At 71.1% G+C, this 12,236-nt stretch carries 10 protein-coding genes; 4 read left to right on the top strand and 6 right to left on the bottom strand.

The features are described from left to right. Genes AB0L65_RS09440 through AB0L65_RS09430 form a run of 3 tightly spaced genes read right to left on the bottom strand, consistent with a single transcriptional unit; the run spans position 1 to position 3,442 of the window. Complete coding sequence (locus tag AB0L65_RS09440) at positions 1 to 897, bottom strand: hypothetical protein (RefSeq protein WP_364242397.1); 897 nt, start codon at positions 895 to 897, stop codon at positions 1 to 3. Continuing rightward, entirely contained in the window at positions 894 to 2,174 is a 1,281-nt protein-coding gene (locus tag AB0L65_RS09435; protein WP_364242395.1) for a hypothetical protein, read from the bottom strand. The genes AB0L65_RS09440 and AB0L65_RS09435 overlap by 4 nt, the downstream gene beginning before the upstream one ends. Next, complete coding sequence (locus tag AB0L65_RS09430) at positions 2,171 to 3,442, bottom strand: Wzz/FepE/Etk N-terminal domain-containing protein (protein ID WP_364242392.1); 1,272 nt, start codon at positions 3,440 to 3,442, stop codon at positions 2,171 to 2,173. Before AB0L65_RS09430 ends, AB0L65_RS09435 begins: the two co-directional genes overlap by 4 nt. Positions 3,443 to 3,765: 323 nt before the next feature. On the opposite strand from AB0L65_RS09430, the gene AB0L65_RS09425 reads away from it, so the two are divergent. Next, positions 3,766 to 4,776, top strand: coding sequence for a hypothetical protein (locus AB0L65_RS09425; RefSeq protein WP_350726204.1), 1,011 nt, complete (start codon positions 3,766 to 3,768; stop codon positions 4,774 to 4,776). Here AB0L65_RS09425 and AB0L65_RS09420 read toward each other — a convergent pair. The 3 genes from AB0L65_RS09420 to AB0L65_RS09410 all read right to left on the bottom strand — a co-directional run bounded on the left by AB0L65_RS09420 (position 4,721) and on the right by AB0L65_RS09410 (position 7,597). Further along, the gene (locus tag AB0L65_RS09420) at positions 4,721 to 5,596 is read right to left on the bottom strand and encodes a sulfite exporter TauE/SafE family protein (protein ID WP_364242389.1); all 876 of its coding nucleotides are present in this window, start codon (positions 5,594 to 5,596) and stop codon (positions 4,721 to 4,723) included. The two genes, AB0L65_RS09425 and AB0L65_RS09420, sit on opposite strands and share 56 nt — an antisense overlap. Next, positions 5,593 to 6,807 carry an adenylyl-sulfate kinase gene (gene cysC / locus AB0L65_RS09415; RefSeq protein WP_364242387.1) on the bottom strand — a complete coding sequence of 405 codons (1,215 nt, stop codon included), beginning with the start codon at positions 6,805 to 6,807 and terminating at the stop codon, positions 5,593 to 5,595. Before cysC ends, AB0L65_RS09420 begins: the two co-directional genes overlap by 4 nt. A 70-nt stretch (positions 6,808 to 6,877) precedes the next feature. After that, complete coding sequence (locus tag AB0L65_RS09410) at positions 6,878 to 7,597, bottom strand: methyltransferase domain-containing protein (RefSeq protein WP_364242384.1); 720 nt, start codon at positions 7,595 to 7,597, stop codon at positions 6,878 to 6,880. A 170-nt stretch (positions 7,598 to 7,767) separates the two neighbouring features. Between AB0L65_RS09410 and AB0L65_RS09405 the strand changes: the two genes are divergently transcribed. The 3 genes from AB0L65_RS09405 (at position 7,768) to AB0L65_RS09395 (ending at position 12,235) form a co-directional block, all read left to right on the top strand. Beyond that, on the top strand, positions 7,768 to 8,022 hold the full coding sequence (locus AB0L65_RS09405) for a signal peptidase I (RefSeq protein WP_350725795.1): 255 nt from the start codon (positions 7,768 to 7,770) through the stop codon (positions 8,020 to 8,022). A gap of 92 nt (positions 8,023 to 8,114) precedes the next feature. Continuing rightward, entirely contained in the window at positions 8,115 to 11,603 is a 3,489-nt protein-coding gene (gene mfd / locus AB0L65_RS09400; protein WP_364242381.1) for a transcription-repair coupling factor, read from the top strand. Between the two features lie 29 nt (positions 11,604 to 11,632). Continuing rightward, positions 11,633 to 12,235 carry a SurA N-terminal domain-containing protein gene (locus tag AB0L65_RS09395; RefSeq protein ID WP_364242378.1) on the top strand — a complete coding sequence of 201 codons (603 nt, stop codon included), beginning with the start codon at positions 11,633 to 11,635 and terminating at the stop codon, positions 12,233 to 12,235. The last annotated feature ends 1 nt before the right edge of the window (position 12,236 follow it).

Raw genomic sequence — 12,236 nt, 5'->3', positions numbered from 1 at the left:
TCACGTGAGCAGCTCCTCGTGGTCGACGACCGGGTTGAGCCAGGTGTCCGGGGGCCCGAGCGGCGCGTGCCCGTCGGCGGCGTGCCGGTCGGCCAGCGCGATGAGATAGCGCAGCGCGGTCTGCCTGGCCACCACGGCCGACACCCCCAGGGGCGCGAGCTCGCGGAAGGCCCGCGCCACGCACGCCCGCGCCGCGACCCGCGGGGACATCCTGCGCAGGGCCCGCTGGAAGAAGTGGTGCACGGCGTCGAAGCCGTAGGGGACGCCGAGCTCGTACCGCTCCCAGTCCCACACCAGCAGCCGGCCGTCGGGGGACGGGCACATGTTCCACGGCGCGAGATCCCCGTGCCAGGCGGCGCGCGGCCCACCGGTGGCCGCGATCTCCCTGATCGCGTCGACCAGCAGCGGCCGCGGCACCCGGCCGCGCCGCACCGGCAGCGGCGACAGCGCCAGCACCGCCAGCCCCCGCCAACTGCCGTGGTGCAGCACGGCGGGCGGCACCACCGTGTCCAGCTCCAGCCCGGCCAGCCTGCGCAGGGCCGCCGCCTCGGCGTTGATCAGCGCGCGCGCCCGCGCGCTGTCGCCGATCTTCACGAACGCCAGCAGCCGCCCGCCCGAGCGGGCCTCCAGGACGGGCTTGCGGTTGGCCCGCGCGGCCGGCCGCACGTGCAGGACGGTCTCTACGGGCTGCCCGAAGACCTCACCCAGGTACGTGGCGATGGACCCCTCACCCGGCACGACGACCCGGGACCAGGGGTGCCACCAGCGGCGCGGCACCATGCGGCGGGGCACGGCGGAGTGCGGCAGCACGGTGTACGCCCGGGGCGACCCCGGCCCCGGATACAGCAGCCGCACGGTCTTCTCGAGATAGTCGAGCCGGATGGCGGCGTCGCTCACGTGACTTCCCCTCGGCTGTTGCGCCACAGCAGGGCGAACGAGATGAGATAGAGGCTGAGAGGGGTGACCAGGCCGTCGTAGACGAACATGTAGACCAGCACCAGCCCCATCACCAGCACCCCGGCCAGCCCGATCGGGCTGCGGTCGGCCCAGTGACGCCGGATCGCGCCCGCGAAGAACGCCACGTAGAGCACGGCCCCGGTGAACCCCTGCGTGATGATCAGCAGCCAGAGCTGGCCGTCGCTGCCCAGCGGCGGGTGCCCGCAGCCCTCGCACCACTCGGTGCGGCCCGTGGTGATCGTGCGATGGTTGCCCGTGGCGTTGCGCGTGTTGCCGTACCCGATGAGCGGCGAGTGGCCGGCGGCCGCGACGGTGGCCGTCACGGTGAAGGCCCTGATGTCGTTGGAGTGCGGCCGGTCCAGCCGCTGCGCGACCAGCGGCGCGAGCGGGCTCAGCGCGAACGCCACCGCCGCCACCGCGACGGCCCCGCAGAGCGCTGCCCTGGTCCGGCCGCGCACCCGGACGATCAGGTACGCCACGGCCAGGCCGAGCCCGATCCACAGGCCGCGGTTGAGCGAGTAGACGATGGGGATCGCGGCCAGGGCGACCACGGCGGCCACGAAGGCCTTCCGCCGCCGCCCTCCGTACACCCACCACCCGACCACGAACCACACCAGCAGCACCGACACGTTGCTGCCCCACGCGTTGGCCCACTCGAACGGCGCCTCCGGCCTGGGGGAGGCGAAGCCCAGCACCTTCTGCGTCTGGGCGGCGGTGGGGTGGATGAGGTTCTGGACGAACGAGTTGGAGGCCACCCAGTCGGGCAGCAGCAGCTCCACCGGCGAGGTGAACGCGAACGACGGGACGAACACGCCGAGCAGCCCACCCGCGACCGTCGTGACGAACAGCACGCCGAGCATCCGCACCAGCCGCAGCTGCGGCAGCTCGCGCTCGGTGAGGTTGCCCAGGTAGAGCACCATGATCAGGATGGCGGTGTAGAGCGCCAGCCGCATGACGTAGCCGACGATCCGGCCGGGCCCGATCTCGCCGTACGTGCCCGGCGGCATCTCCGACAGCATGAGCCCGCTCACCAGGTAGCCGGCGATCAGCAGCAGCCACAGCCCGAACCCGCGCGGCACCCTGATCGGCCGGCGCCGCCACAGGATCACCGCCATCGGCACCGCCACCACGATCACCGACAGCCCGCCGAACCCCAGCGCCCACCACACCGGATAGCCGACGAGCAGCGCCGCGATCGGCCACGCGGGCCCTCTCACGTCGGCTGGCCGGGGCGCCGCGGGTGCATGGGCATGGGGGTGGTCTCGCCCAGGTCCAGCTCGCCCGTGGCGACGAGCTTGCCGAGCGGGGTGTGCGTGCGCGGCTCCAGCAGCGGCACGAACGACGGCAGCGCGTCGGTCACCGTCACCACGCCGATGACGGGTACGTCGTGCCTGGCGAGCCGTCGTACGGCGGCGGCGACGTGGACCGAGGTGGCCCGGCCGAGCCCCACCAGCAGCAGTGCCGCGTCGGCCCTGGACAGGTCGCGTACGTCGCAGCCGTCGAGCACCGTCAGGGGCAGGCTGACGGCCACCGGGTCGGCGGACTCCTCCAGGTCGGGCGGCAGGATCCGGACCAGCAGCCGCTTGCCGGGACACGCGGCCACCGCGGCGCAGGCCAGCTCGTGGGCCACGCCGGGCTCGCGCGGGCTCGACAGGTCGCCCAGCACGGGCAGGCCGGTCAGCCGTTCGACGTCGGCGACCGTGCGCAGTCGCCGGTCGAGCCGGTCACGGGCGTAGGCGGCGGCCGAGCCCGCGAGCAGGCCCGCCATCAGCCCGGTGCCGAGGTAGAGGGGCAGGCTGGGGGAGCTGGGCGCGGTCGGCGGGGCGGCCTGGCTGATGATCGTGCCGGGGGTCACCGCGACCGTCCTGAGCCCGTCGTACCTCAGCGCGAGCCCGGCGGCCTGCCGGTTGAGCACGCTCTCCCGCTGGGTGGCGATCGTGTGCTCGGGGGTGCCCTTGGTCAATCCGGCGAGCTGCTTGATCACCGCGTCGAGCGCGGTGTTGACCTGCTTGAGCTTGCCCAGCACCACCTGCTGCTGGGCGGTCAGCGCGGCCAGCGCGCTCTCGCGGCGGTTGGCCAGGTACGCCTGGGCGTACGCGCGGGACTGGGCCGCGGCGACCCCGGCGTCTGCGGCCGTCACCGAGATCCACAGCACCGCCGAGTTGGGCGGCACCGAGACCTCGACGGGCTCCGGGATCTCGACCCGCAGCGTCCTGGCCGCCCGCGCCGCGACCACGGCGGACTGCGCGACCTGGGCCTCGGTGTCGAGGTTGAGCGCCTCGCGCTGGCGGCTGGTCACCTGGTTGGCCGGCTCCTGCGGGCCCACCGGCATGACGAGCACCTGCGTGGTCGCGGTGTAGGCGGACGGCGTGAGCCGCATGAGCGCGAGGCCGGCGGTGCCGCCGAACACGACGCAGCCCACCAGCAGCAACCATCGCCTGCGCAGCAGCGAGAGATGCTCGTCCAGGTCCGTGCCGGAGCTCATTGGGGAGGGTCTCCTGGAATTGCGTCGAGATGTGCGCCCACTATAGGGCGGACGATTATCAGCCAAGCCTAATACCCAAGATTTTCTGCAGAACGGCACAAGGTAAAGGCAGCTATAAAAGGAAATGTCCGGAAAATTCCTTGGGTCATATACCCATCGCGAGCTGCCGAGACACGGCACACTTGCTGAAGTTCCCGGAACGGCATGGCAAGGATCCGGTTTGATAGGCGGGGGTCGTTCGACGAGGGGGTTGAAAGGCTTTGCAGCTACGGGGAATTTCTCATAACACCACCAACGCGGCGCTCATTCTGGCCGTGATCGTGATGCTGGCCGCCTGTTCCACGGCGGAGGGCTCCAACGCGCGCGCGCCCGTGGCGATCAAGGAAGCCTCGGGCTCGCCCTCCTGCACGGCCACCTCCAGGCTCATCCCGTCCTGCGGCGCCTGGTGGGGCCTCGCGCCGGAGGTCTTCAGCGGCGCCCCGCTGGACCAGGCCCTGCACAGCGCCGAGTCGCGCATGGGCGCCGCCGCCGACGTGGTGCACGTCTACCACCGGGGCAGCGAGCTGTTCCCCACGCCCGCCGAGATCAGGCTGGCCCGCGACCCGGCCAGGCCCCGGCTGCTCATGGTCAACTGGAAGCCCTCGCTCGACCACACCTGGGCCGAGATCGCCGACGGGGCGCTCGACGCCCGGATCGACCGGCTGGCCGGATACCTCAGGCGCACCTTTCCCGAGCGGTTCTTCCTCACCCTCCACCACGAGCCGGAGAACGACGTGGACGAGTCGTCGGGCTCGGGCATGCAGGCCACCGACTACGCGGCCATGTTCCGGCACGTCGTGGCCAGGCTGCGGGCCGAGGGGGTGAAGAACGCCGTCATGGTCATGACGTACATGGGGGCGCCCAACTGGGCGGCCGAGCCGTGGTTCGAGGACCTCTACCCGGGTGACGACGTGGTCGACTGGGTGGCCATGGACCCGTACGCCGACGGCAAGGTCGAGGACTTCGAGGGGCTGGTGAACAAGACCCGCAAGGAATATCCGGACTGGCCGGGGTTCTACCGGTGGATGCAGGCGCGCTTCCCCGGCAAGCCGGTCATGGTGGCCGAGTGGGGGGTGTTCGAGCGGAGCGACGACCGGGGGTTCAAGCGGGCGTTCTACGAGTCGGTGCGGCGGCAGATCAAGCGATATCCGCAGATCAAGGCGCTGCTGTACTTCGACTCGCCGCAGGCGCCGCGCGGCGACACCAGCTTCGACACCGGCTCGGGGGCCGACCGGGCGTTCACCGAGCTGGCTCGGGATCCTTACTTCCGCTCGACACCCGTCCCGAGGCCGTGATCCGCCACCCCACGACCGTGACGGCCGTGGCCGCCACCAGGGCCCAGACGGTGAGGGTGTTGCTCACGTTGAGCAGCTTGAGCGCGGAGGCGAGCAGGACGATGGCCAGCAGCGCCCGGATCAGGCCGCCGGGGGCGCGCGAGGAGATCCGGGCGCCGAGATAGACGCCCGGGATCGAGCCGATGAGCAGCGACAGCGTGAGGTCCAGCTGGAAGTCGCCGAACAGCAGGTGCCCGAGCGCGGCGGAGGCCACCAGCGGCACGGCCTGGACGAGGTCCGTGCCGACGAGCTGGTTGGCCTTGAGCGCCGGGTAGAGGACGAGCAGGGCCACGATGATCAGCGATCCGGATCCGACGGAGGAGACTCCCACGACCAGTCCGCCCACCGTACCGACCAGTAGGGTCGGAATTGGGCGCACGACGATCTCATGGGCGCTCGACGTGCCTTCCCGCGCGCCGAGCCAGCTCTTGAGCGCCATGCCGGCCACGGCCAGCAGGAGCGCCACGCCGAGCGCGTACTTGACCGCGTCGGTGACCGCGAACGCGCGGGCCAGGAACACCCCGCAGAAGGCGGCCGGCACCGAGCCCGCGCACAGCCAGCCGACCAGCCGCAGGTTGACCGTGCCCCGGCGCAGGTGCACGGCGCTGCCGACCGGCTTCATGACGGCCGAGGCGACCAGGTCGCTGGAGACCGCGGCCAGCGGCGGGACGTTGAAGAACAGCATCATCATCGGCGTCATGAGCGCCCCGCCGCCCATCCCGGTCAGCCCGACCACGATCGCGACGAGGAAGGACCCGAGGATCAGGGGGAAGTCGATCACCGAACCCAGCCTCCAGACCGCAGCGTCCCCAGGACCTGGGAGACGGCCGCGTCGATCGAAATGTGCGTGGTGTCGATCACCAGCTCGGCGTCGTCCGGCTCCTCGTAGGGGTCGGAGACGCCGGTGAACTCGGGGATGAGGCCGGCGCGCGCCTTGGCGTACAGGCCCTTGCGGTCGCGCCGCTCGCATTCCTCCAGCGGCGTCGCGACGTGCACGAGCAGGAAGTCGGCCCCGACCGACTCGACCATCTCGCGCACCTCCTCGCGGGTGGCCGCGTAGGGGGCGATGGGGGCGCAGATGGCCAGGCCGCCGTGGCGGGCGGCCTCGGCGGCGACGAAGCCGATGCGGCGGATGTTCAGGTCGCGGTCGGCCTTGGAGAAGGTCAGGCCCTTGGACAGCAGGTGGCGTACGACGTCGCCGTCGAGGTAGGTCACCGTGCGGCTGCCGAGCTCCAGCAGCGCGTCGCGCAGGCCGCGGGCGATCGTGGACTTGCCGGAGCCGGACAGGCCGGTGAAGAAGACCACGAGGCCGCGGCGGTGCGGCGGGCCGGGGATGTGCAAGGGGTTGGGGCCGGCCAGGTGCTCGGCGGCCCCGTAGGCGGTGGCGACGTGCTCGCGCAGCTCCAGGTCGATCTCGGGCTCCTCGCGGGGCGCCAGGGGCACGGAGACGACGATCGTGTCCTCCGGCAGCTTCTCCTTGGCCCGGAGCGCGGCGCGTACGACCGCGGGGCCCGGCTCGCCGTACGAGAGGGGGAGCAGCATGATGAGCGCGTCGAGCTCCTTGGCGGTGGCGACGATCTCGGAGAGGTCGTCGAGGGGCCCCCGCATGGTGACGGCGAGCGCGGGACGCCCGCCGAGCTCCGCCCTGACCTCGGCCGGAGTGCGCCGCAGGCGCGCGAACGGGCCGTGTTCGGGCGTGCCGAGGCCCTTGACCGGCCCCGAGGTCAGTCCGTCGGGCTCCTGGGCGGCCACCGTGAGGGCGGCCAGCGGCAGGCCCTCGGGGTCGAGCAGCGTGACCTCGTCGCCGGGTGAGAGATCGGCGGACACGTGGAGCGTGACGGATGCGGGCCACGGCGTGCCGTCGGCGAGAGTGCCCCGCTCGTGCACCGCGTGCAGGTCATCGTGGCCCAGGAACCCGGTCAGCGGCTCGAAGGCGCCGGAGAGCAGCAGCTCGAGGTCGGCCAGCTCGCGCGCATCGGGGGTCCACTCCACGGCTCCAACATCCCAACTATTCCGATTGAATTGGTAGGGATGGAGTCTACCGATTGATGCAAGTGTGCCGCTAGAGGACCCGGGCGAAGTGGTGTTGCGGCTTCCTGATCACCATGGTGATCTCGTCATGGGTGGCAGGGTAGCGGCCGTTGCTCAGCTTGGAGGCCAGCGCGACCGCGGCGACGGTGAGCTTGCGCCGGCGGGCCGGGCCGCTGGTGTTGCGCTGGTCGTCGGTGATCATGAGGCCCCGGCTGAGGCAGAAGGCGTAGATGCCGTCGCTCGACGCCAGCGGCTCGTACACGCCGGGCAGCGGCCCCGGGGTGCCCGGGGTGACGAGCATGCGCCAGAACACGCGGCGCAGCAGCGACGGCGTGATCCGGTCGAGCAGCCCGTAGGCCGACTTGCGGTCGCGCATCCGCAGCAGCACCAGGCCGCCCGGGCGCAGGGACTGCAGCAGCCGGTCGAAGACCAGCTCCGAATGCTTGATGCGCTCCAGCAGGAAGGACAGCTGGATCACGTCGTACGACCTGGGCGGCAGCGGCACGCTGCGCAGGTCGCCCAGCGACCACGACACCAGGTCGGCCCGCTCCTCGAGCACCGCCCGGATGGCGGGGATCTCCTCGTCGGCCCCGGTGGCCCTCGTCTCGATCTCTTCCAGGTTGAGCGGTTCGTCGTGCACGCACCCGGCGACCAGCACGTCGAGCCGCCTGCCGGGCAGCCCGGACCAGTGCTCGCGGACCCGTTGACCGAAGACGTCGCCCCGCTGGGCGACCGATCGCACCTCAGACATGTCACCTACAGTAATCACTCGAACGGTTTCAGTGAGCCATTTCCTCGCTAGCATCCTTCCCCGTGAACGGCGAGGTTTACGTAGGAAATGCGGGCGTAGATGCGGCCATGGACCGGGGCTGGTTGCTGGGTCATTTCAAACCCCTCGGCGACCCAAGGCACAGTGACGACGTGGAGATCAAATGGGGGGTGCACGCGCCCGGCGAGGAGCGCGCGGAGTGGGTCAAGGGGGAGGCGCGCACGGCCCTGCTGGTCCTGATCAGCGGCCGGTTCCGGGTGGAGCTGCCGGGCCGCAGCGTGCTGCTGGCCGAGCCGGGTGACTACGTGGTCTGGGGCAAGGGCGTCGACCATTCGTGGCGCGCGGAGGAGGCCTCGACCGTGCTCACCGTCCGCTGGCCCTCCGTGGCCGGTTACCGGGTCGGCTGAGCTGCGCCTGCGAGTACCCTTGGAGAGAACCCCCGCGACCTGACCCGGCCGGGGGTAGTCGTGTTGCCGTCGTGGGGCTGTGGGCGTATCTGATGAGTCTTTCCGGGCTACTTGACCTTGTTCGCGCCGACCCGAAACTGACCGCCGCTCTCGAAGAGGGCGGCGATGTCGCGCTGGTCGCGCCCGTCGCGCTGCGGCCGTTCGGCGTGGCCGCGCTGGCCACGCACGACCAGCGGGCCGTGCTGGCGGTCACCGCTACGGGCCGTGAGGCGGAAGACCTCGCCGCCGCGCTGACCAGCCTCATCGAGCCCAGCTCGGTGGCCGTGTTCCCGGCCTGGGAGACGCTGCCGCACGAGCGGCTCTCGCCGCGCAGCGACACCGTGGGGCAGCGGCTGGCGGTGCTGCGGCGGCTGGCGCACCCGATCAAGGGTGACAGCGCGGCCGGGCCGCTCAGCGTGATCGTGGCGCCGATCAGGGCGCTGCTGCAGCCCATCGTGAAGGGGCTCGGCGACCTGGAGCCCATCAGGCTGCGCGCGGGCGACGACGCCGACCTCGACGAGGTCGTCGACCGCCTGGTGACCAACGGTTACCACCGCGTCGACATGGTGGAGAAACGCGGCGAGGTGGCCGTGCGCGGCGGGCTGCTCGACGTGTTCCCGCCGACCGAGGAGCACCCGCTGCGGCTGGAGTTCTGGGGCGACACGGTCGAGGAGATCCGCTGGTTCAAGGTGGCCGACCAGCGCTCGCTGGAGGCGGCCGAGGAAGGGCTGTTCGCTCCGCCGTGCCGCGAGCTGCTGCTGACCGACGAGGTCAGGGCCCGGGCGGCGGAGCTGGCCGAGGAGCACCCGGCGCTGGCCGAGGTGCTCGACCAGCTCGCCGAGGGCTCGCCGGTCGAGGGCATGGAGGCGTTCGCGCCCGTGCTGGCCGGCGAGATGGACCTGCTGCTCGACCACCTGCCGGTCAGGTCCGCGGTGTTCGTGTGCGACCCCGAGCGGATCAGGGGGCGGGCCGAGGAGCTCGTACGCACGTCGCAGGAGTTCCTGGAGGCCTCCTGGATCAACGCGGCGGCCGGCGGCGAGGCGCCGATCGACCTGGGCGCGGCGGCGTTCCGCTCGCTGGAGGAGATCCGCGACCACGCCGACGCGCTGGGCCAGCCGTGGTGGACGATGGCGCCGTTCGGCGGCGGGGTCGAGCTCGACGCGCAGGACTCCGAGGCCTACCGGGGCGACACCGCCAAGGCGCTGGCCGACATCAAGGGCTGGCTGGCCGAGGACAAGGCCGTCGTGCTGCTCAGCGAGGGCCACGGGCCGGCCGAGCGGATGGTCGAGCTGCTCAAGGGCGTCGACGTGCCCGCGAGGCTGCGGCAGTTCCTGGACAAGGCGCCCGAGCCCAAGGTCGTCCACGTCAGCACGGGCCTGATCGAGCACGGCTTCATCACGCCCAACCTGGCCGTGCTCACCCACCTCGACCTGGTCGGGCAGAAGGCGTCCACCAAGGACATGCGGCGCCTGCCGTCGCGCCGGCGCAACATGGTCGACCCGCTTCAGCTCAAGGTCGGCGACCACGTGGTGCACGAGCAGCACGGCGTGGGCCGCTACATCGAGATGGTCCAGCGCACGGTCCAGGGCGCCACCCGCGAATACCTGGTCATCGAATACGCCAAGGGCGACCGGCTCTACGTGCCGACCGACCAGCTCGACGAGGTCACCCGCTACGTCGGCGGCGAGGCGCCCACGCTCAACCGCATGGGCGGCGCCGACTGGGCCAAGGCCAAGTCCCGGGCGAAGAAGGCGGTCAAGGAGATCGCGGGGGAGCTGATCAGGCTCTACTCCGCCCGCATGGCCTCGCCGGGCCACGCGTTCGGGGACGACACGCCGTGGCAGCGGGAGATGGAGGACGCCTTCCCGTACGCCGAGACCGGCGACCAGCTGGAGGCCATCGACGAGGTCAAGCGCGACATGGAGCGCGGTGTCCCGATGGACCGGCTGATCTGCGGCGACGTCGGCTACGGCAAGACCGAGATCGCGGTGCGGGCGGCGTTCAAGGCGGTGCAGGACGGCAAGCAGGTGGCCGTGCTGGTGCCGACGACGCTGCTGGTCCAGCAGCACATGTCCACCTTCACCGAGCGGTTCTCCAGCTTCCCCGTCACGCTCAAGCCCGTCTCCCGGTTCCAGACCGACGGCGAGGTCAAGGGCACGCTCGAAGGGCTCAGGTCGGGCGCCGTCGACGTCGTGATCGGCACCCACCGGCTGCTCAGTCCCGAGGTCCGCTTCAAGGACCTGGGGCTGATCATCATCGACGAGGAGCAGCGGTTCGGCGTCGAGCACAAGGAGGCGATGAAGCACCTGCGCACGCAGGTCGACGTGCTGGCCATGTCGGCCACGCCGATCCCGCGCACGCTGGAGATGGGCCTGACCGGCATCCGCGAGATGTCCACGATCCTCACGCCGCCGGAGGAGCGGCACCCGATCCTCACGTTCGTGGGGCCGTACGAGGAGAAGCAGATCGGGGCGGCGATCAGGCGCGAGCTGATGCGCGACGGGCAGATCTTCTTCGTGCACAACCGAGTGGCCTCGATCAACCGCGTGGCCGCGCGGCTGCGCGAGCTGGTGCCCGAGGCGCGCATCGCGGTGGCCCACGGGCAGATGAACGAGCACCAGCTCGAGAAGATCATGGTGGGCTTCTGGGAGCGCGAGTACGACCTGCTGGTCTCCACCACGATCGTCGAGTCCGGGCTCGACGTGCCCAACGCCAACACGCTGATCGTCGACCGGGCCGACAACTACGGCCTGTCGCAGCTGCACCAGCTCCGCGGGCGTGTCGGCCGGGGCAGGGAGCGCGGTTACGCGTACTTCCTCTACCCGCCGGAGAAGCCGCTGACCGAGACCGCCCACGAGCGGCTGGCCACGATCTCGCAGCACACCGAGATGGGCGCGGGCATGTACGTCGCCATGAAGGACCTGGAGATCCGCGGCGCGGGCAACGTGCTGGGGGCCGAGCAGTCCGGGTTCATCGCGGGCGTCGGCTTCGACCTGTACGTACGGCTGATGGCCGAGGCCGTGCAGGAGCAGAAGGCCAAGCTCGAAGGCGGCGAGGCGCAGGAGGAGCAGCCGGACGTCAAGGTCGAGCTGCCGATCAACGCCCACATCCCGCACGACTACGTCACCTCCGAGCGGCTGCGGCTGGAGGCGTACAAGCGGATCGCGGCCATCGCCGCCCACGCCGACATCGACGAGGTGCGCGCCGAGCTGACCGACCGCTACGGCAAGCCGCCCGCGGAGGTGGACAACCTGCTGGAGGTGGCCAAGTTCCGGATCAAGGCGCGCCAGGCCGGGCTCACGGACGTGACGCTGCAGGGCCAGAACATCAAGTTCGGCCCGGCCAGGCTGAGGGAGTCGCAGCAGGTCCGGCTCGACCGGCTGTACAAGAAGGCGATATACAAGCAGGCGGCCGAGACGCTGCTGGTGCCGGTGCCCAAGACCAAGCCGCTCGGTGGGCAGCCACTTCGGGATCTCGACCTGCTCAAATGGTGCGGTGACCTGGTCGAGGCGATGTTCCTCGAGCCAGCGCGGGTAAGCTAGCGGCGGTTTTCGGTCGGAAAGGGACGCACGTGAAGTCGATACGAGTGGCTGTGGCCGCTGCCGCGGTGGGCATCGCGCTGACCGCCTGCTCTTCCCCCATGCAGGCCGGCGCCGCGGCCGTGGTGGGCAAGGAGCGCATCTCGACGGGTCAGCTCAACAAGGACGCGGAGGCCTACAAGGCCGCGCTGAAGCAGAACAAGCTGGACGAGACCGCGCTCGGCGTGCCGGTCAGCCAGTACGTGCTCCAGCGGCTGGCCGACATCAGCGCCGCCAGCCAGCTGATGGCGCGCAACAACGTCCAGGTGACCGACAAGGAGATCGACGCCAAGCTCCAGGACCCCGGCCAGTACCAGTCGCCCCAGATCAACCTGCTGGCCCTGGGCGTCGCGCCCAGCTACGCCCGCGAGTACGCGCGCACGGCGGTCGGGATGGCCAAGCTGCAGCAGCAGGCCGGCCAGGGCGGGCTCGACAAGCTCCGCCAGGACTTCGCCTCGATCAAGACGATCTTCAACCCCCGCTTCGGTGTGGTCAACGCCAACCCGTCGCAGGAGAACCCGTCGCTGTTCGTGGACGCCGGCAGGTTCGGCAAGGCCACCCCGCAGCAGGCTCAGCAGCCGCAGCAGCAGGGCTGAT

This window comes from Nonomuraea sp. NPDC052116, assembly GCF_040680035.1.
Lineage (GTDB): Bacteria > Actinomycetota > Actinomycetes > Streptosporangiales > Streptosporangiaceae > Nonomuraea > Nonomuraea angiospora_A.
This window is presented reverse-complemented; position numbering and strand designations above follow the sequence as displayed.

Bases quoted from the DNA above. Each gene is read 5' to 3' on its own strand.
- AB0L65_RS09430 (WP_364242392.1), bottom strand. From the start codon at position 3,442: ATGAGCTCCGGCACGGACCTGGACGAGCATCTCTCGCTGCTGCGCAGG.
- mfd (WP_364242381.1), top strand. From the start codon at position 8,115: ATGAGTCTTTCCGGGCTACTTGACCTTGTTCGCGCCGACCCGAAACTG.
- AB0L65_RS09410 (WP_364242384.1), bottom strand. From the start codon at position 7,597: ATGTCTGAGGTGCGATCGGTCGCCCAGCGGGGCGACGTCTTCGGTCAA.
- AB0L65_RS09425 (WP_350726204.1), top strand. From the start codon at position 3,766: ATGCTGGCCGCCTGTTCCACGGCGGAGGGCTCCAACGCGCGCGCGCCC.